The following is a 26,394-nucleotide window of genomic DNA, read 5'->3' on the forward strand; positions in this document are numbered from 1 at the left end:
AACAAAACTCGGGGAGCCATCATGATTCAGAAACATTCACTCGCGGCCTTGATCGCGTTACTCGTCAGCCAACCTGGCTTGGTCGTGGCGCAAAGCACGACCGACGATTTGATGCTGGAAGAAGTCACGGTGACCGCGCAGCGGCGTTCCGAGCGACTGCAGGACGTGCCCGTCGCCGTGACTGCCTTTACCGCCGCCGAGATCGAGGCGCGAGGCATCGGCAGCACGAGAGACATTTTGCCGATGACGCCCAATGTCACGTATGACGAGTCGTTCACGGTCGGCAACAGCTTCGTATCCGTTCGTGGCGTCGCTCAGATCAACAATGCCGATTCGCCCGTGGCGATCGTCGTCGACGGCGTCCCCCAGAACAGCCAGAAGCAGTTGCGCATGGAGCTGTTCGATGTCGAGCGCATCGAGGTGCTCAAGGGTCCGCAAGGTGCGCTGTATGGACGCAATGCCATCGGCGGCGCAATCAACATCGTGACGCGCGAGCCTGCCAATGAGTTCGATGGCTGGGCGCAGGTCGGCGCCGGCTCGGGCAACTTACGCACGGCGAGCGGCGCCGTCTCCGGTCCCATCGTCGAGGACAAGCTGTTGTTCCGTCTGTCCGGTGCTTACAAGGACAGCGACGGCACCATCGAGAATTCGTTCCTGCACGAGAAGGTCGACTTCTACGAGTCCAAGGACATTCGTGCGCGCTTCATGATCCTGGCGACCGATGCGTTGACGATCGATCTGCGCGGATCGTTCTCCGATATCGATGGTGGGGCCGTGATGGATGCCTCCATGGATCCCGCCCTGTCCGGCAACGCGAACCGCGAAGTGCTGCCACGCTCAGACATTCTCGGCAACAGCGCTCGTGAGATCGGCGACGCGACGGTGAAGATCGATTGGCGCACCGATGCCGGTACGCTGACTGCGATCACCGGTTACACCGATCTCACCGAGGACTACTACGGCGACCTGGACTTTTGCAATCCGGTCGATTGTCCCGCGGGTATCTTCGGGCTCGGTCCGCAGGCCGATCAGCGCCAGCTGCTGGATGTGACTTTGCTGAGTCAGGAAGTCCGGCTGGCTTCACCGGACAATCGACGTTTGCGCTGGATCGTGGGCGGTTTTTATCTCGCCACCGAGCGCGATCTGGATACGGTTGCGCACTTGCTCATTGCCAATATCCCGGGCATTCCGTTGATCTCCAACGCCGAGGAGAATGACAACGACGCCTATTCGGCGTTCGCGCAGGTCGACTATGACATCACCGATCGCACCACGGTCGGTGTGTCGTTGCGCTATGACCGCGACGAGCGGGAACAAACTAATGCAGGCGACCCGACTCGGCCGGCCCGCAGCAAGTCGTTCAGTGACGTGCAGCCGCGCGTTGTCATCGATCACAAGCTCAGCGACGATCACTTGATCTATGCGACTTACGCTACAGGTTTCCGCTCGGGCGGATTCAACGGCGTGGGCGGCCGGCCCTTCGACGCGGAGACGCTGCAGAACTACGAAGTCGGCTACAAATCGACTTGGTGGGATCGTCGCCTGCGCCTGAACGCCGCGCTGTTCCAGTCGCGCAGCGAGGACTATCAGTTCTTCTATATCGACTTCAATCAAGGCGGCGCGCAGGTCATCGACAATCTCGACAAGGTCGAATTTACCGGCGCCGAGCTGGAATGGCAGTTACAGGCGACGCGCTACTGGACGTTGCTGAGCGCGGTGGGCCTGCTGGATTCGGACATCAAATCGTTCGATCCGACGCTGACCCTGCCCGCCGAGCGCGGCAACCGCACGCCCAAGACGCAAAAGTCCACGTTCTCCTTCGGCAGCCAGCTGGAGGTTCCGCTGGGCTCGCTGACCGGCACGATCCGCGTCGACTACGGCCGCTGGGGCAAGAAGTACTGGCACCCCGACAACGTCGACGTGCGCGATCCGGTGAACATGCTCGATCTGCGCGTTTCGATCGGCAACGACCGCTGGACGGCCACCGCGTGGGGTCGCAACGTGCTCGACGAATTCTACTGGCAAGACTTCAATTCACTGGAGTTCGGCGCGCCCGGCGTGGACCTCGGCTCGCCGTCTTCGCCCGACACCTACGGCGTCGAGGTCCGCTATCAGTTCTAGCTCCAGGATCAGTTCACGCTGTCACTGCCCCTCGTTGATCTCATCCACCGTCGCCTGGCCCGTCCAGCGACGGTAGAGATGGGCCCAGGCCATGCCGATGGCCATGATCAGCGCCAGGATCACCAGCCCGATCCAGGTGAGGGCGTTGGTGTTCTCCAGGCTCACCCAGCCCCAGGACACGATCATCCAGATCAGCGCGGCGCATAGCGCGAACGCCAGGACCATGCCGATCAGGCCGATGGATTTGAGCGTCGCGCCCAGGAACACGATCCAGCCGATCAGCAGCAGGATGCCTAGCACGGCCTCCACCGGTGTCACGCTCGGGAAGCCGTCGGCCACCATGTGAACATAGGAATAGCCGCTGGGATTGAAGGTCAGCAACACCAGCAGCAGCGACAGCGCCGCCCGCAGCAGGAACCCGCCGAAACTCAGATCGTTCACCTTGGCCGTCCTCGAGCCGAAAAGAACTCCAGTATCGGCGAGGCGAGGATCCGTGTGAAGCACCGCAAGATTACCCGCGGAACTCCCTCCGTGGGACAACGCGCGGAGACCATTTGCGCAGGATTGGTCGATTTGACCTGACAACGATGTCCAAAAAATCGCGCTAAAGACGCAAATGCGACGTCCGGGCTTGAATAAAATAAACATCGAGAAATGTTTCATCTCGATATCACAAACAGTGGAACGACGCCCGACTCCTCTAAGGGATTTGCGAGCGCGTATCCCAATCCAGGTTTTCCAATGTAGCAGGAAAGAACAACGATGGGCCAGCTAAGTGATCAAGCAGGAAAGTCGTGCTTACTTCAAGGCGCTCGGTGCACACATCTCGATGTTGCGCAAGGCTCGCGGTCTCACTCAGGCGGAGCTGGCGCGAGCCATCGGCGTCTCACAGCAGGCCGTGTTCGCCTACGAGCTGGGCGAGCGTCGCGTCTCGGTGCTGCTGCTGACCAAAATCGCACGGGTGTTTTCGATCTCGGTCGAAGAGCTCGTCGGCATGGCGCGGCCGGTGCGCGCCGTCAAAAGCAAAGTGTCGGCACGCGCGATGCGGCATGCGGAGCGTCTGCAAGGGCTGACCAAAACACAGCAGCGCTTCGTCATCCGGATCATCGACGTGCTGGAAGAGGGCAACACTCGCTAGCGAGCGTGCTCCGCGACGGTGCACTCGTATGACCGTCGCGCGTAGCTCCGGGCGAGTGCTCCCAAGCACGGTCGCGCCGCTGATCATCACTGTTCGCGGCTGCAAGGCGATCAAAGATTCGGATCTCGCGGCCTTGTTCGGCCTGAGCCTGACGGCTTTTTACGACCGTGTCGGCGGCAAGCTCTGGAAGTTTCAGCCCACGGCCTTTTACAAGTTGTCGAAGGCGCACGACCGCGGCCGGATGGACAGGCGGCCGGTGCTCGCGTTCACGCAGCCCGGAGTCATCATGGTTGCCGGCCTTCTGGGCGACGACGAGGCGCTCGAGATCGGCATGGATATCGCACATGCCTTGCAAAACCGGCGCCGCTCGTCGGCGCACAAAAAACGCCCAGCCAAACGTGCGGGTGACCCGGAGAAGGCGGAGCGTTACTACCAGGCCCGCGCTCATATGATGCAAGGTCGCCTGCACGAGCTGTTGAAGAAGCTGCGGCGGCATTGATCGGTTTTACAGTTGCGTGACGCCTTCAGGGATCACCCCTGTCGCAGACACATTGTGACAATTTTTGGAAGGTGACATTTCTGCGATATCGCATGCGGCGCGCCGCGCGCTGCGTGATTTGTGAACTGACTCTCCTTGTGGTCGTGCGCCGCTGCCTACAGTGTGCTGCAGTTCGCAGCACACTGTAGTGCGGTCGCGAGCGCGCCAAGCATCTTTCGGGGACCAGATATTCCGGCCAAATCCACTTCGGATAAGGAGAGAGCAATGAGCAATCCGTATGACACCGCGGGCGAGCGGATGTCCATCCTGCCGCCGACGCTGCGCTTCAAGGGCGAGCTGACGGCGGACGAAGACTTGCTGATCCAGGGTCAGATCGAAGGCACCATCAAACACACTCAGCGCGTCACCGTGGGCAAGGAAGGCAAGGTGAAAGCCAGCATCAGCGCGCAGGTGATCAAAGTCGAAGGCACGGTCGAAGGCGACCTGCGCGCCGAGCGTTCGGTGTATGTGGAAGAAACGGGCAACCTGCGCGGCAATATTCACGCGCCGTCGGTGTGCCTGGTGGAAGGATCGAAGTTCAACGGCGCCGTCGACATGGATGTGAAAAAGTCTGCGCAGACGGCGCGCAGCAAGACGGGAACCTGAGCGTTCTCCCCTTGAAAACAAACATTGAGGAGATCTTGTATGCGCAGCTTCGGATTCGATCAGCGGCAGGACACGAGCACGGACACGGTGCGCGTGCCGTCGTTGGCCTCTATGCCCCAATCTCACTCGCCCGCACCTTCGGTGACTGAATCTTCCAAGCCGGCTCCAGTGGCGGAGCGGAAGATCGCCGTGCTCGGTCCTACCCTGCGGTTCAAGGGCGAGCTCAGCGCCGAAGAAGATTTCATTCTTCAGGGCCGGATCGAAGGTTCGATCAATCACACCCAGAGTGTGACCATCGGTACCGACGGCTCGGTGGTAGGTAACATTCACGCCCGCGTCGTTGTTGTGGATGGCAGCGTCGAAGGCGATCTATACGGCAGCGAGTCCATCGTCGTGCACGAGACCGGACGCGTTACTGGCAACATCTTCGCACCCCGCGTGGGGCTCGTGGACGGCGCTGTGTTCAACGGTCGCATCGACATGAGCGGCGCTGGCGCCAGCCAGCCCGCCTCATCTGCGGCCAAGAAGCGGGTGGAAAGTCCAACCATCAATCCAGGCCAACCCCTTTCGGAGGAAGAAACAGAGAAGGTGTTGGGCGGGAAGTAGCAGGACGTTGGCGGGGACGATCTCCTCGCCAACGCCCCTCTAAGTCTCAACGGAGAAACTGGCCAAGGACTTTCGGGCTCACCAGCCCATTCAAGAACTCAAACGTTCCTTTGTCTTTGATCTCCAGAGCCGCCTGATACAACCCGCTCATCGCCGCCCGGTGCAGCGAAGTGGCCAGGCTGATCCTTCGCACGCCCGCATCTTGCAACTCGGCGACGCTGAACGACAGGCCGGGGATGCCGACCATGAAGTTCACCGGCTTGGACAGCGATGAGCAGACCGTCCGGACGGCTTTCAGGTCCGGCAGGCCGGGGGCGAATAACACATCCGCGCCGGCTCGTTCGAAGGCTTGCAGGCGTTTGATGGTGTCGTCCAGGTCGGGATGACCATGGAGGAAGTTTTCACAGCGCGCCGTGAGTGTGAACGGAAAGCTCAGCGCGCGGGCTGCTCCGACGGCGGCCGTGACTCGCTCCACCGCCTGCTCGAAGTCATAGATGGGCCGGCTCGCATCGCCGCTGTGATCCTCGATCGAGCCGCCGACCACGCCGGCCTCGGCCGCGAGGCGAATGGTTTCGGCGGCATGTTCAGGCGTGTGGCCGAAGCCGTTTTCGAGATCTGCCGAGACTGGCACATCCACTGCGGCAGACAGCGTTCGCGCGTGAGCGATTGCCTCCTCGCGGGTGATTTTGCCGTCTCGTCTGCCCAGCGTGCCGGCCGAGGCGGCGCTCGAGGTGGCGATCGCCGGAAAGCCGAGCCCGGCGAGCAGTTGCGCCGAGCCGGCGTCCCAGGCATTGGCGATGACGAAGGCGCGCGGCTGCTCGTGCAGCGCCCGGAAGGTGGCGGCTCTATCTTTCTGAGTGGCAGTCATTGCGGCGTCTCCAAGATTCATACTCGCCGCTACGGTACGCGACAAACTCGTCAACCGCTGTCAAAAACTTATTCAGATTCCCGTCGCCGACGCGCCGGGCCGGCCGACCGAGCCTGCGCGCAAGCGCCGATACAACGCTCGCACTCGCATGTACAGATGCGGGTGACGCGTCAGCCAGTGCCGCAGGCGAGGCACGACACGCAGGTGATAACGCAGCCGCCCGCTAAGGGGCACGCGTTCGCCGAGGCCTTCCTCGATGGTGTAGATGCAGGGATTGCAGGTGCCACACGGCTGTCCGTGCCGAGGCTTGTGGCAGAACCAGGTCAGCCGCATCAAATCATCGAAGCCGCCGGCGCGCGCTTCCGCCTGCATCTGCCGTTTGGTCATGTCGAACAGCGGAAAGCGGAACGACTTGAACAACTCGTAACGGCAGTCGCCCGCGAATTTCGCATCGAGTCGGTCGCGGCTCGGGCCGATCAGCTCGGCGAGCAGCTCGCGAGCCTTGTCGTCCCGATGAATGGACAGCTCCATGCCCTCGATGTCGTGCTGGCGGCAATAACGCGCCAGCCATTCGTACTGGCCACCGATGAAGCCGATGGCGAGGCAACGCTCGTAATAGCGCTGGGTTTCGGTGTCGGCGTCGATGTCCGAAAGCCGGCACTCGACGGTGTCGGCTAATCTGACAGCTGCCTCGGGATAGCGTTTCAACAGCGTTTGCCGGATCGCTCGCATGGCTGCCTGCTCGGCGGGCACGGCCGGCCGGTAGTGCAGACTGTCGATCACGTAATAAGGCTGAACCTCGCGTTGCTCCCGGAGCAGCAGCGAGAGCAGCCGAAAGGTGGAATCCCAGCCTCCGGTCCACAGCAGCGGCGTCGGTGCAGCCATGTGTGTCCTCGCGGACGGGGCCACGATGCCCCGAAAAAAGTCTAGCGGCCCGACCCGGCCGCCATCCTTGTGGAAAGTCGAAACTGAGGTCATGACGAACCAGCGCAGTCCATCGTTCCCTCGGCCCGGAAAAAACTCGAAACAGAAAAAAATCCGCTGTCGATGAGCCACGACAGTTTGCATCTAGGCACGCAGCGGCCGCAGCATCCGCTACACTTCGCCCGGCAAAGTCCCACTGGCCCGTGCGAACCCCAGCGATGAATAAACCTCTCGAAGCTGTGCGAGAACCAGCCGTAGAAATCCGATTCGGCCAGGTGGGTCTGGCGCAGGTGCGCATTCGCACCACCGACGCCGGCGTGATCCTCGACGAGCTCACCGGTCGCGTCGCCGCCGCGCCCCAGTTTTTCGAACGGACCGCGGTGTGCCTGGACCTGAGCGCCCTGGAAAAAGAGCCTTCGACGAGCGAAATGCGCGAGGTGTTCGACGCCGTCAAGCGGGCCGGCATGCTGACAGTCGGGCTGGCGCATGGAACCGCCGCCGTGGATGCGCTGGCTCGTTCGCTCGAAGTGCCCGTGCTCACTCAGTTTCGTGTGCAAGGCAAAGCGTCGCCGGTGCCGATCGCAAAAGATCCGCCCAAGGCCCCGACGCCGCCGCCGGAACCGGTGGTGATGCACTCGCCCTCATTGATGCAGCATCAGCCAGTCCGTTCAGGGCAGCGCGTGTATGCGCGCCACTCGGATCTGGTCGTCACCTCGACGGTCGGCGCCGGCGCCGAAGTGATCGCTGACGGTTGTGTACATATCTATGGAACGTTGCGCGGTCGCGCCGTGGCGGGAGCCCGGGGCGAAGTCACCGCGCGCGTGTTCTGCCAGGAATTTCATGCCGAGCTGATCTCCATCGCCGGCGTGTTCCGGGTGTTCGAGACCTTGCCGCCCGAGCTGGTGGGCAAGCCCGTGCAAGCCTGGCTGGACGGCGACGATCTGCGCTTCGCCCGCATCGGTGGCTGAAGTGCGGTCGCAGCCGGTCCTAACCCTCGAATCCAACTGCAAACATCTTCCCCATCTATTCCTATTGGGAGACTCCCACTTTGGCTGAAATCATCGTTGTGACATCCGGCAAGGGTGGCGTCGGCAAGACGACCACATCCGCCAGCGTCGCATGCGGCTTGGCCCGCCGAGGCAAAAAGGTTGCCGTTATCGATTTCGACATCGGCCTGCGCAACCTCGACCTGATCATGGGCTGCGAGCGCCGCGTCGTTTACGACTTCGTCAACGTCATTCAGGGCGACTGCACGCTCAAGCAGGCGTTGATCAAGGACAAGCGCATCGAGAGCCTGTTCGTGCTGGCCGCCTCGCAGACGCGCGACAAGGAAGCGCTGTCGATGGAAGGCGTGCGCAAGGTGTTCGACGAGCTGATCGAAGACGGCTTCGAATACATCATTTGCGATTCGCCGGCCGGCATCGAAAAGGGCGCGCACCTCGCGATGTACTACGCCGACCGCGCCATCGTGGTGGTGAATCCGGAAGTCTCCTCGGTGCGCGATTCCGATCGCATCCTCGGCCTGCTCTCCAGCAAGACGCAGCGCGCCGAGAAGGGCGAGACCAAGGTGCAGGAGCATCTGCTGCTGACCCGGTACAGCCCGCGACGCGTCGCCACCGGCGAAATGATGAGCGTGGCGGACGTGAAAGAAATCCTGGGTCTGGACGTGATCGGGGTCATTCCCGAATCGCCCGATGTGCTCTCGGCGTCCAACGCCGGCACGCCGGTGATCCTGAACGAGCAGAGCGACGTCTCCAAGGCCTACGAGGACGCGGTCGCGCGCCTGATGGGCGACACGTTGCCCCTGCGGTTCCTCGAAGAACCCAAGCGCGGCTTCCTGGCCCGCATGTTTGGAGGTTGAGAATGGGACTGCTCGCATTTTTTCGCCGCTCCCAGCCGACCGCCAACGTGGCCAAGGAGCGGCTGCGCATCATCGTCGCCCAGGAGCGCACCGCGCGTGGCGGCCCGGATTACTTGCCGACGCTGCGGCGTGAGCTGCTGGAAGTCATCCGCAAGTACATCAACGTCGATCCGGACGCCGTGCAGATGAATCTCGAGAAGGAAGACGGCCACGAGGTGCTCGAATTCACCGTGGCGCTGCCGGAGAAGAGCAAGGCCTGAAGCTCAGGTCGGATCGGGCAGGACGCCCGATCCTCGCGTGAGACGCGTCGTTGTTTCAGCTCGCCTGACGCAGGCGTTCTTCTTTGTACAAAGCGTATTCTTCGCCACGGGCGCGGGCCACGCTGGGCCGCTGCAACATGCGGTCGAAGTAGCCGCGCACCGCCGGCCAGGGTTGTAAATCGACGCCCGCGGCCTCGGACCAGTTCAGCACCGTCGTGAGATAGGCGTCGACGATGGAAAATCGCTCGATCGCGTATTCATGCGTCGCGAAGTGATCTTCCAGCAGAGCGAAGCGCGACTGAACCTTAGAGCGCGCATATTCCTTCGCGGCGTCGGAGGCCTTGCGATCCAGCAACGGCCCATAGATGGCCTTGTGCAACTCCGTGCCGATGAAGCCCAGCCACTGCTGCATGCGGGCGTGCTCCAAGCCCGAGGTCGGCGCCAGCTTCGCCGCTGGGAATTGGTTCGCGACGAACTGCAGGACGGCGGTGTTCTCGGTGAGCACGGTCTGGCCGTCGATACCCAGCGCCGGCACCTGCATCAACCGGTTGATTTCCGCGAAGTCGCGGCCGCTGGCCACGAGACGCTTGGATTTCAGATCCACTTGGGTGAATTCAGCGGTCGCGCCGGCCTCATAGAACGCGATGCGGGTGGCGAGCGAGCAGGCGAGGGGAGCGAAGTACAGATTGAGGGTCATGATGGCCTCCGTTGGCGGCGAGTTTTTGTACCGTTCGATATATAATTCTCCCGCCGACCGCCGCCGGTCAAGCTTTTTATGCGAAATGGTACATAAAAAAATCACCCGCGCCCGGGGACGACCTCGGGCCTACGATCCCGCCACCGCGCTGACTGGCGCGCGAGACGCGTTCTGGCGCCAGGGCTATTCCGGTACATCGCTGGAAGTATTGAGCGACGCCACCGATATGAACCGCCCGAGCATGTACGCCGCCTTCGGCGACAAGCGCGCGCTGTATCTGCAGACCTTGGATCGGTACATCGCCGAGTCCGACATCAACATCGCGCGCGTGCTGGATCGGGAGCGTCCTCTGGAGGAGGTGCTGCATCGGTTTTATGACCATGCGATCGCGAGTTATCTGGATACTGGCGGCGCTCCGCGCGGCTGCTATTTGATTGCCACAGCCACCACCGAAGCTGCTCACGACGCTGAGGTAGGCAAGAAATTGTTAAACGCGCTCCGCGGCTTCGAGCGTGCGATCGAAGAGCGCCTGAGCGATGCAAAGATCGCGGGCGAGCTGGACGCCGCGGCCGATCCAGCCGCGCTAGCGATGATTGCTTCATCGGTGCTGTACACGATCGCCATTCGAGCGCGGGCCGGCGAATCGCGAGCTGGGCTCAAAGCCATGGCCGATACAGCTATCAAACTGATCTGCGGCAACTTTCGACCGGGGGTCGAACGCTCGGCCAGCGCACGTAGCCGCAGCCGAGGAACCTGAGCTACACTGCGTCCCGTTCCACCAGGCAGCGACTGTTTGACCGTGACCGCCCACCGTTTCATCGGAATTCAAATTCGCCGCCCGGCATCCGCGGATGCCGGGGTGTCGATGCGAATTGCGAATTCAGGTGAATCAGAGGCGATCAATCATGCAAGTCGGCAATGCAGCTCTGCGGCTCAAAGCGGTGGTGGAAGCGGATCCGGGCTCCCTGGTCCGGGTGCTGCAGTTCTTCCAGGCGCGTAATCTCATCCCGCGCAGCGTCGCGAGCGAGCGGCTCGGCGACGAATATCTTCAGATCCAGATCGAGCTGGACCCGGCCGAACTGGCCGCCGACGGCTTTCGCGTGGTCGTTTCCAAGATCAACGAGCTGCCCATCGTGCTGGCGGCCGTGGCCTGCGAATAATCTCTCCTGAATCAACGCCCTGATCGGGCGTTCGACCCTGACGGCCGACGCCTTGTCGGAATCCGTCATACTGCTTCGTCCTTGCTTACAAAGGAGCCAACCTCATGCTGTATGCGGTCATTTGCTACAACTCCGAAGCCGTCGTCGGCGCCTGGTCGAAGGAAAAAGACGACGCGGTGATGAAGCACCATCAGGGTGTCATGGCCAAGCTCGCCGGACAGGGCAAGCTCGGGCCCGTGGCGCGCCTGATGCCGACGACCACGGCTACGACCATTCGTAGCGGTCGTGAAATGGTGGTGCTGGACGGCCCGTTCGCGGAGACCAAAGAGCAAATGCTCGGCTTCTACTTGTTCGATTGTGAGTCGCTGGATGAAGTCATCGCAGCGGCTCGTGAGCTGGTTCACGAGCCAGGCTGCGTCGAGATTCGTCCGGTGATGTATTTTCATCCCGGCGTACCGGGCTTGGCAGGCGAAGTGGCGAGCGGTCGTTGAGTGACCTCGTATGACTGACCTGGCGTGGATAGATGCAGCGATGACGTCGGCGCGGCCGCAGGCCGTGGCGGCACTACTGCGCTATTTCCGAAATCTGGAGACGGCGGAGGAGGCGTTTCAGGAAGCGTGCCTCCGCGCTCTGCAGAAGTGGCCAGTCAACGGCCCGCCGCGCGATCCCGCGGCGTGGTTGATCCTGGTCGGGCGCAATTTCGCGCTCGACGAGGCCCGTCGTCGCAGCAAGCAGCAGGCATTGCCGGATGAGGACGTTCTATCCGACACCGACGATGCCGAGACTGCCATGGCCGACCGACTGGACAGCGAAGATTATAGGGACGACGTGCTACGGCTGTTGTTCGTCTGCTGTCATCCCGATCTACCCGCGAATCAACAGATCGCACTCGCGTTGCGCATCGTCTCGGGCCTGTCGGTGCAGGAGATCGCTCGCGCTTTCCTGGTCGGCGAATCAGCGATGGAACAACGTATCACGCGCGCCAAGCGCCGCGTCTCGCAGGCCGATGTGCCGTTCGAAACGCCAGGCGCCGTGGAGCGAGCGGAGCGTCTGTCCACCGTCGCGGCCATGATTTATCTGCTGTTCAACGAAGGCTATTCGGCCAGCGGCGGCGAGTTGCACATTCGCGAGCCGCTGTGCGAGGAAGCGATCCGGCTAGCTCGTCTGCTGTTGCGATTGTTTCGAGGCGATCCGGAGATTCTCGGGCTCAATGCGCTGCTGTTGTTACAGCACGCGCGTGCGCCAGCGCGGCTCGATGCGGATCAAAATATCGTGTTGATGGAGGATCAGGATCGTCGCTTGTGGCGGCGGGAATTGATTGCCGAGGCGTTCGCGCTGCTCGACAAGGCGGTTCGTCTGCAACAGCCCGGCCCGTATCAGATTCAGGCAGCCATCGCCGCCGTTCACGCACGTGCGCCGCGCGCCGAGGATACGAACTGGCACGAGATCGACCGCTTGTATGCATTGCTCGAAGCGATCCAGCCTTCGCCGGTTGTGACTTTGAATCGCGCTGTCGCTGTCATGAAGTGCGACGGACCGGCCAAGGCGTTGGAGATGATCGAGCCTTTGGAGTCGGCGCTGTCTGGCTACTTCCATTTCCATGGCTTGCGCGGCGGCTTGCTGATGCAGCTCAACCGCAACGCCGAAGCGCGCGTGTCCTTCGACAAGGCGATCTCACTCGCGAATACCGCCGCTGAAGCAGCGCACATTCGCACGCACTTGGATAAGTTGATGGAAGAGGGCCGGAAGGGAAAGAAGCACTAGGACGAATTGCGAGCGGCCTTCGGATCGACATACGCGATCTGCTGGCCGCGCATGTCGTACGCTTGCTCGTTCACGTCGCCACCGAATAAATCCTGCGGCTCGATCTTCAGCTTGTCACGCAGGCGATGCATCGCCTGATCGTGCGACTCTACCTCGCCGCTCGCCAGAATGTGCGTAACCGACTCGCCGCGCCTGACGAGCTCGCGAGCCACCAGAATCGTGCGATGGCAATCGAGAGGATCCTTCTCGGCGCACATGATCGCGACCGTATGTGTCTTGGCCGCGGCGAGCAGCCGCTCGATGCCTTGTCGGAAAAGATCGGTCGCCGCGAGCTTGCGGTAGCTGACTCGCCCATCCTCATAGCACGAGCGATCTTTGCTACGAGCGCCGAGCTCCTCGCCCAGGAACAAATAGTCGATGCCCTGCTCGCTAAGCGCCGCCGCCAGGGCGTCGCGCCGGAACTGCGGGTTGAAACGGCTGTAAGGCGTTGATCGCACGTCCGCCAGCAGGTTCACGCCCTGGGTTTGCAGCAGCCCGAGGAACTGCCGCAATGGATGATTGGAATGGCCTACCGTGTAGATCACAGTCATAGATCCCAGTCATAGATCCCAGTCATAGATCGATGTCGGCCCGCAATAAATCCTGACCACGCTGTCGAAATCGCCGCCGGCCGGCCGTCCTTGGAGTATCAACCCCGAACCGCCAGCGGAGCAGCGCGATGAAGAATAACCGAATCGTATCCCGGGCAGAGTGGCTGGAAGCCCGTAAGCAGCATTTGCAAAAGGAAAAGGAGCTCACGCGGCTGCGCGATCAGTTGAGCGCCGAGCGGCGCGAACTTCCATGGGTGCGCGTCGACAAGCCGTATGTGTTCGAAGGGCCGCAAGGTCGCCGCACATTGGCGGACCTGTTCGACGGCTACAGTCAGCTCATGACCTATCACTTCATGCTGGGGCCGGAATGGAAGGAAGGCTGTCCGAGCTGTTCGTTCCTGGCCGACCATATCGATGGCGCGCTGATCCATCTCAAACAGCGCGACGTGAAATTAATGGCGATCTCGCGCGCTCCGTATGCGCGGATCGCACCTTTCAAGCGCCGCATGGGCTGGCAGTTCGACTGGGTATCCTCGTACGGCAGCGACTTCAACTTCGACTTCCAGGCGTCGCACACGCCGCAGGACATTTCCAACAACACGGCTCAATACAACTACGACCCGCTGGAGTATCCCGCCGAGGAGACGCACGGCATCAGTGTCTTCTACAAGGACGAAGCCGGCAACGTCTTCCATACCTATTCGAGCTACGCGCGCGGCTGCGAGCCGCTCGTCACAACTTATAACTTTCTGGATATCGCGCCCAAGGGTCGCGACGAAGGCGCATTCGACTTCCCCATGGCGTGGGTGCGCCATCACGATCGCTATGATGTTTCAAGCGAGGTGACCGTCTGATGTGCCCTGCATGTTTCGCCGCGGCCGCGTGGATTGCCGCAGGGGCCGGCTCGGCTGGTGGACTGACCGCCTTCGTCATCACTCGTCGCCGTTCGCGGGCTAACTCTCGACCAGCTCCACATGATGTGGCGGAGAGACAGCGAGCTCGGCCCAGTCCAGCTCCTGCTCCAGCGCATGAAACACGTCATCATCAATGACGCCTCCGCTTCTGAGCTCGGCCAGCTTGGCGCGCTTTGCCGCGATGTTGAGGCGACGTAGGGCGTCGAACTCGCTGGACTCGCGAGGATGGTCGCCGGCTTCGGCGATCTTCCTTTCTTCTTCGTAGGCTTCGCGAATGCGGGCTGCGACGTCATCGTCGCGGTCCGCCATGCTTTGAACGGCAGCATCGAGCAGGTGCAATCTCGCCGCCGCGACTTCCTGAGCAAACGAACGATCCGGCGGAAAGGACAGGAATCGGATCAGCGGCCGCAATGTCAACCCTTGCACCACCAGCGTGCCGAGCACGACGGCAAACGCGCTCAGCACGATCAAGTCGCGCTCTGGGAACGAGCTGGGCAGAGACAGGGCGGTGGCCAATGTCACCAGACCTCGCATGCCACACCACGAGACGAGCACGGCCTGCGCGCTTCCGGTCCGGGCTTGCTTGCCGCGCTGTTTCGCAACGAGAGCGCTCACGCGTGTGTACGACATGACCCACGCGAACCTCACCAACACCACCAAGCCGAACACGATAGCGGCGAAGCTGAACGCTTCCGAGATCTCAGACGGATTCAAGCGGCTGACGATCTCGCTGGCCTGCAAGCCCATCAGGAAGAACGCGAGCACGTTCAACAGAAACACGACCGCTTCCCAGACCGCGTAGGTATGCACTCTTTCGCGCGGCGGCGTGCGCGCGGGCAGCAAGTGAGCAATGGTCATTCCATAGGCGACCACGCACAGGATGGCTGACAAGTGCAGATGCTCGGCGACGATCCATGCGCCGAACGTGACCACGAAGCCCAGCAATGTGGCGCTCAGCGTGCCGGACATCCAACGCATCATCCACGCGAGGGTCAGGCCAAAAGCGATGCCCAGCAGAATGCCACCCGGCACGGCGAGCGCGAGCTCGGGAATGACCTGAATGGCAGGCTCATCGGAAGTCGCGACGTTCACGGCCGCGGCGAAAATCAACAGGGCCACGCCGTCGTTGAGCAGACTTTCGCCTTTCAAGACGCTGACCATGCGACGAGGCAGTTCGGCGCGCGCCAGCATGGCGGCGGCAGCCGCTGCATCGGGAGGTGCGACGATCGCTCCGAGCGCGATGGCGGCAGCCCACGGCATGCCTTGCAACGTGACTGCGGTCCAGGCTACTGCGGCCGTTGTGAGAATCACCGCGATCCCGGCTAGCGCCACCAGTGGTCGCCAGTTACGCCGCAGCTCCCTAGGCGGCAGGTCGAACGCCGAGTCCAGCAATGCCGGCGCGATAAACAGCGCTAGCGCCAGCTCGGGCTGGATGACGATGTGCGGAGCCCAGGGCAACAACGCCACCACCACGCCGGCGATGGCCAGCATGGTGGGATAGGGGATGCCGAAGCGTCGCGTCACCTGCAACAGCAGGATGGCGACGAACAGCAGCATCAGCAGAGTCTCGAAAAAGGCCATGGCCTGCTCCGGCGCTAGGTTTGAGGCGGGTTACATTCCAACATGCAGGCGGTCTTGACTCTAATTTTATGAACGTCGCCAGCGGCGCCGGTAGAGTGGCGACCTGCAATCGATAACCACGATCCGAGGCGGGGTGGCTGAATGATCAACTCACTGGCGAAGCTTCTAGTGGCCGTGGCCATGGCCGGCACGCTCACCGCATGCGGCAGGGGCGAGGAGATTGCCGCATGCGGTGAAGACGAGTCAGCTGCCGACGCGCCAGCCGAGGCGGCCAGCCCGATCAAGCTCACCGCCGGCATTCAGGACATCATGCTCGACATGATCGACCCATCGGCGGATTTCCTCTGGGAATCGGTCAGTGTCACCGAGACCGCCCAAGGCGTGGAAGAAAAACAGCCGCGCACCGACGAGGAATGGGCCGAGGTCCGCAAGCACGCCATCATCCTCGCCGAGGCCGCTAATTTGATCCTGATGGAAGGACGCCACGTCGCGCGCGAAGGCAAGGTGCTCGGCGATCACGGCACGCCCGGCAATCTCACCGCCGAAGAAGCGGAGAAGGCTATCGCGGCGGATCGCGCCACTTACGAGGGCTTCGGCCAGGCGTTGCACGACGTCGGCGTCGCCTTTCTCGAGGCGGCCGAGGAGCGCAACCCGAAGGCCATCATGGATGCGGGCGAAACCATGGATCAGGTGTGCGAAGGCTGCCACCTGAAGTTCTGGTATCCCGGCCAGAAGATTCCGGCGTTCCCCGATCAAGCGCCCGAAGCCCACTGAGGCGGACGCGACTATTTGAAGCGGCCGATCCAGGTGTCGAAGTCGTTGAGCGCCGACGCGAGGTGCTTGCGCGTGTCCTCGTTGACGAGTTTGCCGCTGCCATCGAAGAGGTCGCCGGCGCCGGCAAGATAAAGCTCTGGTAACGGCATCACGGGCACGCCGATGACAGACAGACCGAGGCGGAGTTGTTGATGGGCCGCCATCGCGCCGAGTTTGCCGGGCGTGAGTGACATGATCATCGCGGGCTTGCCCTTCCACACGCTTTCCTTCATCGGCCGCGAGCCGACGTCGATCGCATTCTTCAACGCGCCCGGCAGGCCGCGGTTGTACTCGGGCGTGATGAATATGATCGCGTCAGCGCTTTTCACCTGATTACGGAAGGTGACCCACTGCGTCGGCGGCGTCGCCGTTTCAAGATCCTGGTTATAGAGCGGCATCTCGCCGATGCCGATCTCGGTGAGCTTGAACGACTGCGGCGCGAGCTCGACTACCGCTTGCGACAGCAGCCGCGTGTAGGCGCCTTTGCGCAGGCTGCCGACGATGAATCCGATGTTTCTCATAAGGGCTCCCGGTCAAGGTGGGGTTTGATGAGGCACGCGTCGCAAGAGGTTCGTCTGATAACCGAGCTTGCGTACCCGCTGCACCAGCGAGTCGTAGTCGCTGGCTGAAATGTTCGGCGTCCGCGCCAGGATCCACACATAGTCCCGCTGCGGGCGGGCCACGATGGTTTCTCGATAGTCCGCATCGAGATGCACGATCACGTAGTCTGCCTTCACCGGCCACATGAACTGCATGCCCCACTCGGCATTGCTGACAGTGTTGCGGACGAAGCCCGTGGGCTTGTACGTTTTCAGCGGTCCGTCGGGCGCATCCTGATTGAACGTGAAGGTGGTGGCGATGGTGCCATCGGCCTGCAACTGGTACGACTCGATGGCGTTGTACGCCCCCTTCTCGATGAAGGTGGGGATGTGCGCAATGACATACCAATCGCCCATGAAGCGTTGCAAGTCGACCTTCGCCACGGGCCGCAGCGGCGGCTGCGTCGGCGTCGTCTTGCAGCCGGCCAGCACCATGCAAGCGCCGAGCAGAACGCATTGGAGCAGCCGGTGAACGATGTTCTTCATGACCCACCCATCTTATTATCGAAACACTCGGAGTCGCCATCGGGGATTCGGCGTCGTGTCAGGGTCGGATGTGAGTCGGAGGCTTTATGCATCTCGCTGGGGCTGGCCGCGCGTTGTTGGTTGGTTTCGGGGCAATGACCTCGGTGAATGCCGTCGCCGCCGAGGCGGACATTGCTTCACTGGCGTGGCTCGCTGGGTGCTGGCAGTCCGAGAAGGGCGAGCCCGGCTCGGGTGAGCATTGGCTGCCGCCCGCCGGTGGCGCCATGTTCGGCGTGAGTCGCACGGTGAAGAACGGCAAGACAGTGGAGTTCGAGTTTGTTCAGCTGCGAGTGAACGCGGACGGCAAGCTGGTGTTCATTGCTTTGCCTTCCGGACAAAAGGAAGCCACGTTCGTGGCTTCGGCGCTTGACGATCGCTCGGTGACTTTCGAGAACCCGCAGCACGACTTTCCTCAAAAGGTCATCTATCGATTGCAGCCCGACGGCCGGCTCGTCGCGCGCATCGAAGGCACTCGCGGTGGAGCGCTTCGCGGAGTGGATTTCCCGATGAAGCGCGTGGCTTGCGAAGCGTTGGCCGGGGCTAGCGGGCCACCGGCGTCAGCAGCAGGTCCTGATAATCGAAACTGAAGTCCGCCATCGGCGAGATGGCTTGCAGTTTGGCGTGGTCGATGCTGCCGTCGGGTTTCAGTGAGAAAGTGACGTAGGCGTCTTCCATGCGGCGGTCGGTGAAGCGCGTGCGGAAAGTGTCGAAGCGGACATGCTCCAGCGGGCCGCTCATGCCGGGCGAGACCTTGAAGTCGATGTGCAAAGCGCCGCTGTTGTGCGTGATCGTCACATCGCCGTACCAGGGGTCGCGATACACACCCGCATAGGCCTGCGGCTCGAGCGAGGGGCCCTTGGTCGTGTGTGGTCCATTGTCATTGTCGGCGGCATCGAGCACGCGAATCGCGGCGGCTACCTTTGCTTTATGCGCCTCTGCAAACGCGCTCACCCAATCGGTCTTGGCGAAGCCGAGATAATGATCGAGCAGGTGATAGGCTATGGCTTCGCGCGCCTCGGTGTCTTCCGAGTTGATCATGACGATGAAGCCGACATTCTTTTCGGGGATCAGGAAGGTCACCGACGCGGCTCCTTCCAGGAATCCGCTGTGAGTGACGACGCGGTGGCCTCGATAGTCCTGAATGTTCCATCCCAACGCATAGGTGTGGAATGTCGGCTGAGTCGCTGCGATGGCTTTGTGCTCCGTGCTGATCGGCACGAGTACTTGCGGCGTCCACATTTCTTTCGCCGTCGCTTCGCTGAACAGGCGGGAGTTGCCCATCTCGCCCCGATCGAGTTGCACTTGCAGCCAGCGCGCCATGTCGTGCGGGCTCGCATTGATGCCGCCGGCCGGCGCGGCGTTGTCGACGCCGGGCGCAATTGAGATCGGCTCGACATCGCCGCCGACGTTTCGCGCGCGCCCGTTGAGGCGGGTGTGGGGCCAACTGCGATTGTTCGATTTGATCCTCGAAACGGAAGGGGCGGATTCGTTCATACCGAGCGGCTTGAAGATGCGCTCGACGATGAAGTCTTCCCACGACTGGCCGCTCGTCTCTTCGATGACCCGCCCCGCGACGATATAAAGAATGTTGTCGTATGCGTAACCGCTTCGGAAGCTCGTGGCCGGCGGGATGTAACGCAAGCGATGCACGAGGTCCTCGCGTGACACCGTCGATTGCGGCCAGAACAACAAATCGCCCGCGCCCAGCCCGAGGCCGCTGCGATGGACCAGCAGGTCTCGTAGGGTCATCTCATGCGAGGCATACGGGTCGTACATTCGAAAGCCGGGCAGGCGATCGGCAACTTTGTCATCCCAGCCCAGCTTGCCTTCATCCACCAGGATCGCGAGAGCAGTGGCAGTGAACGCTTTGCTGTTCGAAGCAATCGCGAACAACGTGTGCTCGTCCATCGCTGCGGTTTCTCCCAGTTTCCGCACACCATATCCCTTGGTCAGCGGCTCCCGCCCCGGCTCGACCAGCGCCAGCAATGCTCCGGGCACCTGGAATCTCTGCATGGACTTCTTCACCACCGCATCGAGATCCGCGGGCGGCGCCGCCGTCGCCGGCATCACGAACGCGATGGAGCAGAGGAGCGCGGTGACGATGCGGGTTTGTATTTTCATGCGCCTGTCCTGGTTGAAGCGCCGTATTGTAATGACTGCGCCGATCAGTTCACGCCCGCGGCGTTATGGCTGGCATCGTCGTTTCGCATAACCCCTCCCACGCGCCGAGCGGCAGCACGTCATACTTGAGCCGTATGCGCGACCCGAGATCGCAATCCATCTCACCTGCCCGGCAAATCTTGCGTGGTCTGTTCGAGCTTGGCCGCGTCCCGCGCTCAGAGACTCGCCGCTGAGCAGCTGTGGCCCGCCATCGCCGCCGTCGAGCGCCTCGCGTACCGCTCCCTCTCATCCTGCTGGGCACTCGAGCGACTCGGTGGCCAAGCCGCTCGCGAGGCGGCCGCATCCATGTTCGCTAATGACGGCGCAGCTCCCGTTCGTGGAGCGCTGGATGAATTCATCGGAACTATATCGAGTGGCAAAGCGCAATCGCCTCTGCAAACAATGCCACACGTGCTGGAAGCAGAGCTGATCGACGTGCACGAGTTCCTCCGAAGGTATGAACTGCCGGGCCCGAGTGCATGACGCACCCCATGGATCGCGCGCCCGTTCTTCACTCCGTCGATGTCGCTCGCCCGAGCCACCGCATTACGTTGAGAACGAACTGATAGTTCTGCTCGGCTCCAGGCGTGTTCATGCCCACGGGCTCCTGTTTCGGGCCGCCGCGCTGTGCGGTGAACATTGCGGCCTCCCCGAACATAGCCACTCGGCCTTTGCCGACCGTCAAGATTGCGCCTTGGGCTGAACCACCGATCGGAAGGCCGGGCTTTTCTAGATCGGGCCCTCGCGGACCAAACCGAACGCTTTGGCTAATGCCGACGCGGCATTCGAGAACGGCGGATGGTCGGCGACGATCAGCAAGGCCCCTCCCTGCGTCACCCACGCATGAACGGCGCGGATCTCGCGATCGGACAAGGCCGATTCGTTCTGCTGGCCGCTCGGGTCGACCATTGCATTCACGATCACCAGAACATCCGCGCCAGCGAGACTCTCCACAGAGAGCGTCAGTTCCGATCGCTCCACCTGAAACCCATCACGACGCAACAGGCTGGCGAATGGCGCGTAACGACCCTCCAGCGTGTGGTAATTCCTATGCGCTTCATCGATGCGAACGACGGGGCCGCTGCCGAACGAGAAGGCAGGATGTGGTATCGCCGGCGCGTAGTTAACATCTGCAATGGGCGCCTGGGCGTGTGCGATCTGCGCTATGCTGATCGCCGATAGAACAACCCCAACGATCCCTTGCCGATACATCGCTTGTCGTCCCTTCCGAATCAAGGATTCCTGTAAGCATGGATTCTACGATGTTGGAGTGTCGACCGTCAGGTCGATGGCAGCGGGGTGCATTCTTGTCGGTCGGAACCTGAGATGAGCGTTCGTGGAAAAAGCGTCATGCAGCTGCCGTCACGAGAAACGACGGTGAAGCAATTGATATATCGAAGCAGCCCGCAATGAAATTCTTGGCGACGCGTTTCCGCGGAAACGTCGAATGTAAAATTCGGCCTTGCGCAGGTGGCGCATGACGTCCGGATCTACTCACGATGCGGAGCCGCGAGCCAATGCCGCCGCCTCGCTTAAGGTGATTCCCGCGACAAGCGGATCGGCGTGGCGGTGGGCCAGGCGCCACTGAGTGCCCTCGCGGCGATAGACGAGGGTCACGCGAAGCTGCCAGTCCTGCAACGGCAGGCCGCCGACTTCGGCGCGCGCCTTCTCGATGACGGCCAGAACGATCATGTCAGGCGAGGCGTAGGACTCGACCACCTCTTGTTCCAGCGTGCCGTTCTTGAAGAAGCGTGACATCGCCTTCCAGGTTTCGCTCGTGATGTCAGAGCTGCGCGATGGCGTGCCGCCGAAAGGTGACATCAGAGTGAAGGCGTCGCTGAGCTCGATGAGCCTACGGTACTCGTCGACGTCTCCGCGCATCAGCGCGGCATTCGCTTCCTTAGATCGCTGGATTAACGACGCTGCCGTTTGTTCCAAAGCGGCGTGGTCGGGCGGGCCAGATGCAGCTGTGATGGCTGTCAGAGAAGCGATGCCTGCACCAGCGGAGGCGAGCACGGAACGTCGTGAAGTTGGCACTGTGGATCTCACTAAAGTGGGCCGGTCGGCAGGCAAGATCACATTCGGAGGCTGCTGAATCAAATGATATGATTTCAGCGATATGCTGAATCCAGTCGATCTGGCGCGCGCCGATCTGAACCTGCTCGTGCTGTTCGAAGCAGTGTTGGCTGAACTTCACGTGGGCAAGGCGGCGGAGAAATTGCACCTGACGCCGTCGGCGGTGAGCCACGGCCTGGGCCGGTTACGCCAGCTGCTCAACGATCCGCTGTTCCTGAAAACACCCAAAGGTGTCGTCCCGACCGAGCGAGCCCTCGAACTGTCGGCGCATATCGCGGATATCCTTGCCCGCGTGCGCAGTGTTGTCTCCGTAGCCGGGCCGTTCGATGCTGCGACATCCACTCGTCGCTTCACTATTGGCGCGCCCGATGGCGTCTCGGCCGTGCTGCTGCACCCACTGCTGGCCGAATTGCGGCCACAAGCTCCGGGCGTCGACGTGAGCGTGCGTCAGTTGCTTCCTGTGCGCGAAGAGACTTCGCCGGAGCGTGCTTGGCGCGGAGCGCTCGAAGATTTGGAGTCGCGCGCCATAGACATCGCGGTGGTTCCGTTCGAAGAGATACCGGCGCGTTTCGAAAAACGCCTCATATATAACGAAGATTTCGTGATCGTCACGCGCAAAGGGCATCCGTTCGCTGCCGATCCGACGCTCCGGCGATACTGCGAGTCACAACATATCATTGTCTCGCACGGCGGCGACTCCCACGGATTTGTCGACGATCACCTGGCGAAACAGGGCCACTCGCGTCGTGTCGCGCTGACGGTTCCAAACTTCATGTTCGCTCTCACCGTCATCGCCGAGACCGATCTCATTTCAGCGTTACCACGCCGGTTCGCGGACCTGTACGCAGCCCGCTTCGACCTTGCGACAACGCCGCTTCCATTGCAAATGCCGAGCTTCCGGCTCAATGCCGTCGTTCCCAAAGCTGCTCTGACGGACGCCGGCGTCGCCTGGATCCTCGATTTGATCGAAAGCTGCAACTTCTCCTCGCAGGGGCTCGCAAATAACACGCCTTCAAGAAAGAAGGGACCGTCTGCTCGTTCCAAGCTGACGCGTCGCGCCCGCAGGCGTTAGCGTTCGTTTCACTTCGTGGGGCACTGCCTCGCGGCCAGCTTCCGACCAACACGGTCGATGCCATCGATCACGGGCAGCAGCTCGCGGGCGTTCAGGCGCGGCCGAGCAGCTGCGCCGTCAAGCCGATAGCAGCTGGCGCATTCTTATAGATTCGACCTAGGCGTTATGAGCAAACGCGCCGTCGTGAGACGGAATGGTGGGCCCGGCAGGATTCGAACCTGCAACCAAGGGATTCACTTCTGCCCCGATGTTTCCAAAGGGAGTGGACTATCTCTTCACCCGCGCCGGCAGAAAAATTCCGCGGCGGCGGTGGGGTGCGGGACGCTCCAGCCTGTGATCAAGGGCGCTTCCGAGATCGAGCCTGGCGGTGTGCCGCCCGGATCGAGCTCGAGCCCTCAGGTAGTCTCTGCACCTTCCGGCGGTGTACCGCCGGCTTGGCTCAGGGTTGCCAGGCCGTCCCGTGGGGGAAGGCGGAAGGGTTCCCTGAATTCATCCCGTCCACTTCGCGGCTTTCGCGCACGAAGGCACCTTTTTTTCGATGAGTCCCCTGCACTAACCGTTGTGCTACAGGCCCATGTCGTCGAGCCGGTGATTCTAGCAGCCGGCGAGCGAGCCGCCCAGATATCCACAGAAGCGGTGGATAACTTCTGCATAACCGAGGCTTGACTTCGCGTATTCGCGGCGGATCATGGCCTGAGCGTTGGATTGGTCGTTCGGTGATCAACGCCGGTCGATCCTTGAGCAACGACTGCGAAGGGGGCCATTGTTCCGGCTCGGAACGACGGCGCACCAAAAAATTAAGACGGACTCAAGAGCGGAGGTCGCCCCCATGGCGAACGCTGCGTTGGCGAAGTGTGCGCTCGCGCTATCAGGGCTATTACTGCTGGCGCCCTGGCAAATGGCCGCTGCCTCCGAGGCCGAAGCGGTCCGGCCCAAGCGCAAACTCGACGTCTGGTACGTCGCCACGCCCCACGAAGTCGTCGACCGCATGCTCGACGAAGCCAAGATCCGCCCCACCGACGTGGTCTACGATCTCGGTTGCGGCGACGGTCGCATGGTGATCGCCGCCGCCAAGAAGTTCGGCACGCGCGGCGTCGGCGTCGATCTCGATCCTGTCCGCATCAAAGAAGCGCGCGCGAACGCCAAGGCGGCTGGCGTCGAGCAACTGGTGACTTTCCGCGTCGGCGACATGTTCGAGACCGACCTGCGCGAAGCCAACGTCGTGCTGTTGTATCTGCTGCCGGAGCTGAACCGCCGCTTAAAGCCGAAGTTGTTCGCCGAGCTGCCGCCGGGTGCGCGCGTCGTTTCGCACGATTTCGACATGGGCAAGGAATGGCCGCCGGATCGTTCAATCAACCTCGGCGCGGACGGTATATATATGTGGGTGATGCCGCCGCGAGCCGAACGGCCCGCTGGAGGCAGTGTTCACAAGTGAAGTGATCGAAGATGAACAATACACACCCGCGAGTGCTGGAACCGATGACTAAGATGGGGCATTCAACGGAGTAATGTTCATTACACGCCCGGCTGTGGGTCCGGGCATCGGAATACAGGCATGCGCCTCGACCTTCCCCGATCAGGATTGCAACAAGCTCGAGAAGCGCTCGTATTTTCTGCCGACGATGAACCGATATCGCGCGACGGCCCGCCGTTGCGTGTGTTGCTGCTGACGTCCGGTCTGGGGCTGGGCCACGTGAGAGCCGCGCAGGCGGTCGCGGCGGCACTGCAGGATCGGGCTGAAATCGCCACGGTGGATTTCTGGTCGCTGATGCATGCCGGCGCCGCGCGCGCCATCCATGCGACCTATCTGGATCTGGTTCAGAACCATTCTGATTTGTATGAACGCCTCTACCATCTGGAGGCGGGCACCTGGCGGCAGGTGTTGGAAAGTCGCTCCGGGCCGCCGCGCGAAGTGCTGGAGGTGTTTCAACTCATCGCGTCGGTGGCCGCCAAGGAGGGCATGAGCATCCCGCGCGGCGGCCGCTACGCGTCTGACAAATTGCTCTATTCGCTGCTGTGTACCTCCATGCCGTACGACGGTGACAGTCTTGCCGGTAATGGAGTGCGCGCGCGCCTCGCGTTATGGAAGTTCACCTGGCTGCGACTGATCCGCCGGCTCGAACCGGCGATTCGAAAATTCGCGCCCGACGTGATCGTCAGCACGCAGATGATTCCCGCCGCCATGGCTTCGTATCTGAAACAGCGCGGCAAGGTGCAGGCGTCCATGATCGACGTGCTCACCGATTTCGGCGTGCACGATTTCTGGAAACAGCGCGGTGTCGATCGTTACTGTGTCGCGCACCAGTCCATCCTGGATGAAGATGACTCGTCAGCGTCATCGCGTGCCGTCGTTACGGGTGTGCCTTTGATGCCGGACTTCGCGTTTCCGCCATCGCAGTCGGAGGCGCGGCGTGAGTTGGGCTTGCCCGAGGATGCGCAGGTCGTGCTGGTGTTGGGCGGTGGGCTGGGTATCAGCGTGGACACGGCAGCCATGTCGCTGCTGCGTCGTCCGAGCTTGACGCATGTGATCGTCATGCCGGGCAAGAACAACAAGGCGCGCACCGCGCTGGATCAACTGGCGGCTCGCAATCCGCAGCGACTGAAAGTGTGCGACTGGACGGATCGCATGGATGTTTATCTGCGTGCGGCCGACATCGTGGTTGGCAAGCCCGGCGGAATCACTGTGGCCGAGGCGCTGGCGTGCGGTCGGCCGTTGCTGGCGACGCGCTCGCTCGGAGGTCAGGAAGGATTCAACGTCGACTTCCTCACGCGTCACGGGGTCGGCGGTTTGGTGGCCGATGGCGAGTTGCTGAATCGCGTGGACGCGCTACTCGGCAATCGTGAGGTATTGCAGAATATGCAGCGCCGCGCGTGGCTGCTCGGGCAGCGCGACGGTGCGGCGAGAGTCGCGGAACTGGCGCTCGACCTGGCTTCTATTCATCGTTCAGTGGCATTGCAATCGCGATGAAACTCCTGCATCGGCTCGCACAGCGCACGCTCGGCCTGGTCGACGCGTGGTACTACCGGCGTTACAAATTGCAAACGCTCGGTCCGGTGCTGTTCATCGGGCGTGCTCAATATCGCGGGCCGGACATGCGTTTCGAGGATGGCACGCTGCTGCGTGACAACGACGTCATCGGGCGCTTGCACTTCAACAATGCGAGTATCGCGGCGTTGGGCGAAGGGTCCATGCATCGGGTTGGTTTTCGTTTTGCCAAGCTGATGCGGGAGTCGTTGCGCAAGCTGGCGGAGGCGGCCCATAACGATCCCGCTTTCGCCGATGTGCGTGTGTTTCAGGGAACGACGTGGATTCCGGCGCATGGCGAGGTGGTCGGATTCGTGAGCACGCCGCTGCCGAAGACGTGGAAGACCAGGTTGCTGTCGGCGCATTTCAAGATGCTCATGTGGGTATTCGCGCCGGCGGCGCGGATTCGGAATCGTGAGCAGGCGGAGCCGCGGTTGTATTGGCTCACGCGGGAAGCGTTGGCGCGGAATCTTGGTAAGTTGAAGGCGGGTTAGTG

31 protein-coding genes are annotated in these 26,394 nt (G+C 62.0%); 19 read left to right on the forward strand and 12 right to left on the reverse strand.

Translation table 11 applies throughout. From position 1 onward, the window contains the following. Positions 1–21 precede the first annotated feature (21 nt). The gene (locus VGD45_RS30970) at positions 22–2,121 is read left to right on the forward strand and encodes a TonB-dependent receptor (RefSeq protein WP_331159281.1); all 2,100 of its coding nucleotides are present in this window, start codon (positions 22–24) and stop codon (positions 2,119–2,121) included. A gap of 21 nt (positions 2,122–2,142) precedes the next feature. Here VGD45_RS30970 and VGD45_RS30975 read toward each other — a convergent pair whose 3' ends face one another. Continuing rightward, a complete protein-coding gene (locus VGD45_RS30975) occupies positions 2,143–2,562 on the reverse strand; it encodes a DUF6524 family protein (protein WP_331159282.1) in 420 nt (139 codons plus the stop codon). Positions 2,563–2,896: 334 nt separating this feature from the next. On the opposite strand from VGD45_RS30975, the gene VGD45_RS30980 reads away from it, so the two are divergent. The 4 genes from VGD45_RS30980 (at position 2,897) to VGD45_RS30995 (ending at position 5,009) form a co-directional block, all read left to right on the forward strand. Continuing rightward, positions 2,897–3,259 carry a helix-turn-helix transcriptional regulator gene (locus tag VGD45_RS30980; RefSeq protein WP_331159283.1) on the forward strand — a complete coding sequence of 121 codons (363 nt, stop codon included), beginning with the start codon at positions 2,897–2,899 and terminating at the stop codon, positions 3,257–3,259. Positions 3,260–3,392: 133 nt separating this feature from the next. Then, positions 3,393–3,758 carry a hypothetical protein gene (locus tag VGD45_RS30985; RefSeq protein WP_331159284.1) on the forward strand — a complete coding sequence of 122 codons (366 nt, stop codon included), beginning with the start codon at positions 3,393–3,395 and terminating at the stop codon, positions 3,756–3,758. Between the two features lie 264 nt (positions 3,759–4,022). After that, the gene (locus VGD45_RS30990; RefSeq protein ID WP_331159285.1) at positions 4,023–4,403 is read left to right on the forward strand and encodes a polymer-forming cytoskeletal protein; all 381 of its coding nucleotides are present in this window, start codon (positions 4,023–4,025) and stop codon (positions 4,401–4,403) included. 39 nt (positions 4,404–4,442) lie between these two features. Next, entirely contained in the window at positions 4,443–5,009 is a 567-nt protein-coding gene (locus VGD45_RS30995) for a polymer-forming cytoskeletal protein (RefSeq protein ID WP_331159286.1), read from the forward strand. Between the two features lie 46 nt (positions 5,010–5,055). On the opposite strand, the gene VGD45_RS31000 is transcribed toward VGD45_RS30995, so the two are convergent. After that, positions 5,056–5,877: an isocitrate lyase/phosphoenolpyruvate mutase family protein gene (locus tag VGD45_RS31000; protein ID WP_331159287.1), complete on the reverse strand. Its 822-nt coding sequence runs from the start codon at positions 5,875–5,877 to the stop codon at positions 5,056–5,058. Positions 5,878–5,949: 72 nt separating this feature from the next. Next, entirely contained in the window at positions 5,950–6,762 is an 813-nt protein-coding gene (locus VGD45_RS31005; protein ID WP_331159288.1) for a hypothetical protein, read from the reverse strand. Between the two features lie 257 nt (positions 6,763–7,019). Here VGD45_RS31005 and minC point away from each other — a divergent pair, with 257 nt between their 5' ends. The 3 genes from minC to minE all read left to right on the forward strand — a co-directional run bounded on the left by minC (position 7,020) and on the right by minE (position 8,922). Beyond that, on the forward strand, positions 7,020–7,769 hold the full coding sequence (gene minC, locus VGD45_RS31010) for a septum site-determining protein MinC (RefSeq protein WP_331159289.1): 750 nt from the start codon (positions 7,020–7,022) through the stop codon (positions 7,767–7,769). Between the two features lie 80 nt (positions 7,770–7,849). Next, a complete protein-coding gene (minD, locus tag VGD45_RS31015; protein ID WP_331159290.1) occupies positions 7,850–8,662 on the forward strand; it encodes a septum site-determining protein MinD in 813 nt (270 codons plus the stop codon). A gap of 2 nt (positions 8,663–8,664) precedes the next feature. Beyond that, on the forward strand, positions 8,665–8,922 hold the full coding sequence (minE, locus tag VGD45_RS31020) for a cell division topological specificity factor MinE (protein WP_331159291.1): 258 nt from the start codon (positions 8,665–8,667) through the stop codon (positions 8,920–8,922). Between the two features lie 55 nt (positions 8,923–8,977). Here the strand turns inward: minE and VGD45_RS31025 are convergent, their stop codons facing one another. Next, positions 8,978–9,619, reverse strand: a complete 642-nt coding sequence (locus tag VGD45_RS31025) for a glutathione binding-like protein (protein ID WP_331159292.1) — start codon at positions 9,617–9,619, stop codon at positions 8,978–8,980. Here VGD45_RS31025 and VGD45_RS31030 point away from each other — a divergent pair. The 4 genes from VGD45_RS31030 to VGD45_RS31045 all read left to right on the forward strand — a co-directional run bounded on the left by VGD45_RS31030 (position 9,573) and on the right by VGD45_RS31045 (position 12,543). Continuing rightward, positions 9,573–10,376, forward strand: a complete 804-nt coding sequence (locus VGD45_RS31030) for a TetR/AcrR family transcriptional regulator (protein WP_331159293.1) — start codon at positions 9,573–9,575, stop codon at positions 10,374–10,376. The genes VGD45_RS31025 and VGD45_RS31030 overlap by 47 nt on opposite strands. 148 nt (positions 10,377–10,524) lie before the next feature. After that, on the forward strand, positions 10,525–10,779 hold the full coding sequence (locus VGD45_RS31035; RefSeq protein WP_331159294.1) for a hypothetical protein: 255 nt from the start codon (positions 10,525–10,527) through the stop codon (positions 10,777–10,779). A gap of 104 nt (positions 10,780–10,883) precedes the next feature. Beyond that, positions 10,884–11,270 carry a YciI family protein gene (locus tag VGD45_RS31040; protein ID WP_331159295.1) on the forward strand — a complete coding sequence of 129 codons (387 nt, stop codon included), beginning with the start codon at positions 10,884–10,886 and terminating at the stop codon, positions 11,268–11,270. A gap of 10 nt (positions 11,271–11,280) precedes the next feature. Then, positions 11,281–12,543 (forward strand): RNA polymerase sigma factor, encoded by a 1,263-nt coding sequence (locus VGD45_RS31045; RefSeq protein WP_331159296.1) that lies wholly within the window; start codon positions 11,281–11,283, stop codon positions 12,541–12,543. Here VGD45_RS31045 and VGD45_RS31050 read toward each other — a convergent pair. Continuing rightward, positions 12,540–13,133: a DUF488 domain-containing protein gene (locus tag VGD45_RS31050; protein WP_331159297.1), complete on the reverse strand. Its 594-nt coding sequence runs from the start codon at positions 13,131–13,133 to the stop codon at positions 12,540–12,542. The two genes, VGD45_RS31045 and VGD45_RS31050, sit on opposite strands and share 4 nt — an antisense overlap. A gap of 128 nt (positions 13,134–13,261) precedes the next feature. Here VGD45_RS31050 and VGD45_RS31055 point away from each other — a divergent pair, with 128 nt between their 5' ends. Beyond that, a complete protein-coding gene (locus tag VGD45_RS31055; protein WP_331159298.1) occupies positions 13,262–13,987 on the forward strand; it encodes a thioredoxin family protein in 726 nt (241 codons plus the stop codon). A gap of 99 nt (positions 13,988–14,086) precedes the next feature. Here the strand turns inward: VGD45_RS31055 and VGD45_RS31060 are convergent, their stop codons facing one another. Continuing rightward, positions 14,087–15,628 carry a sodium:proton antiporter gene (locus tag VGD45_RS31060; RefSeq protein ID WP_331159299.1) on the reverse strand — a complete coding sequence of 514 codons (1,542 nt, stop codon included), beginning with the start codon at positions 15,626–15,628 and terminating at the stop codon, positions 14,087–14,089. A gap of 141 nt (positions 15,629–15,769) precedes the next feature. On the opposite strand from VGD45_RS31060, the gene VGD45_RS31065 reads away from it, so the two are divergent. Then, positions 15,770–16,402 carry a hypothetical protein gene (locus tag VGD45_RS31065; RefSeq protein WP_331159300.1) on the forward strand — a complete coding sequence of 211 codons (633 nt, stop codon included), beginning with the start codon at positions 15,770–15,772 and terminating at the stop codon, positions 16,400–16,402. A gap of 11 nt (positions 16,403–16,413) precedes the next feature. On the opposite strand, the gene VGD45_RS31070 is transcribed toward VGD45_RS31065, so the two are convergent. Together VGD45_RS31070 and VGD45_RS31075 are read right to left on the reverse strand one after the other, a co-directional pair. Beyond that, positions 16,414–16,962, reverse strand: a complete 549-nt coding sequence (locus tag VGD45_RS31070; RefSeq protein WP_331159301.1) for an NAD(P)H-dependent oxidoreductase — start codon at positions 16,960–16,962, stop codon at positions 16,414–16,416. A gap of 12 nt (positions 16,963–16,974) precedes the next feature. Next, complete coding sequence (locus VGD45_RS31075; RefSeq protein WP_331159302.1) at positions 16,975–17,526, reverse strand: lipocalin family protein; 552 nt, start codon at positions 17,524–17,526, stop codon at positions 16,975–16,977. Between the two features lie 86 nt (positions 17,527–17,612). On the opposite strand from VGD45_RS31075, the gene VGD45_RS31080 reads away from it, so the two are divergent. Next, complete coding sequence (locus tag VGD45_RS31080; protein ID WP_331159303.1) at positions 17,613–18,152, forward strand: DUF6265 family protein; 540 nt, start codon at positions 17,613–17,615, stop codon at positions 18,150–18,152. Here the strand turns inward: VGD45_RS31080 and VGD45_RS31085 are convergent. From VGD45_RS31085 to VGD45_RS31100, 4 genes are all read right to left on the reverse strand, one after another. Then, entirely contained in the window at positions 18,106–19,686 is a 1,581-nt protein-coding gene (locus tag VGD45_RS31085) for a serine hydrolase (RefSeq protein ID WP_331159304.1), read from the reverse strand. The two genes, VGD45_RS31080 and VGD45_RS31085, sit on opposite strands and share 47 nt — an antisense overlap. A 550-nt stretch (positions 19,687–20,236) precedes the next feature. After that, positions 20,237–20,365, reverse strand: coding sequence for a hypothetical protein (locus tag VGD45_RS31090; RefSeq protein WP_331159305.1), 129 nt, complete (start codon positions 20,363–20,365; stop codon positions 20,237–20,239). An 89-nt stretch (positions 20,366–20,454) separates the two neighbouring features. Further along, positions 20,455–20,937, reverse strand: a complete 483-nt coding sequence (locus VGD45_RS31095) for a DUF4350 domain-containing protein (RefSeq protein WP_331159306.1) — start codon at positions 20,935–20,937, stop codon at positions 20,455–20,457. 282 nt (positions 20,938–21,219) lie between these two features. Then, positions 21,220–21,741, reverse strand: a complete 522-nt coding sequence (locus VGD45_RS31100) for a nuclear transport factor 2 family protein (RefSeq protein WP_331159307.1) — start codon at positions 21,739–21,741, stop codon at positions 21,220–21,222. Positions 21,742–21,844: 103 nt separating this feature from the next. Here VGD45_RS31100 and VGD45_RS31105 point away from each other — a divergent pair, with 103 nt between their 5' ends. The 4 genes from VGD45_RS31105 (at position 21,845) to VGD45_RS31120 (ending at position 26,392) form a co-directional block, all read left to right on the forward strand. Continuing rightward, the gene (locus tag VGD45_RS31105) at positions 21,845–22,873 is read left to right on the forward strand and encodes a LysR family transcriptional regulator (RefSeq protein WP_331159308.1); all 1,029 of its coding nucleotides are present in this window, start codon (positions 21,845–21,847) and stop codon (positions 22,871–22,873) included. A gap of 829 nt (positions 22,874–23,702) precedes the next feature. After that, entirely contained in the window at positions 23,703–24,308 is a 606-nt protein-coding gene (locus VGD45_RS31110) for a class I SAM-dependent methyltransferase (RefSeq protein ID WP_331159309.1), read from the forward strand. A gap of 147 nt (positions 24,309–24,455) precedes the next feature. Further along, complete coding sequence (locus VGD45_RS31115; protein WP_331159310.1) at positions 24,456–25,841, forward strand: MGDG synthase family glycosyltransferase; 1,386 nt, start codon at positions 24,456–24,458, stop codon at positions 25,839–25,841. Beyond that, the gene (locus VGD45_RS31120; RefSeq protein ID WP_331159311.1) at positions 25,838–26,392 is read left to right on the forward strand and encodes a YkoP family protein; all 555 of its coding nucleotides are present in this window, start codon (positions 25,838–25,840) and stop codon (positions 26,390–26,392) included. Before VGD45_RS31115 ends, VGD45_RS31120 begins: the two co-directional genes overlap by 4 nt. Positions 26,393–26,394 lie beyond the last annotated feature (2 nt).

The organism is Steroidobacter sp., assembly GCF_036402275.1.
Lineage (GTDB): Bacteria > Pseudomonadota > Gammaproteobacteria > Steroidobacterales > Steroidobacteraceae > Steroidobacter.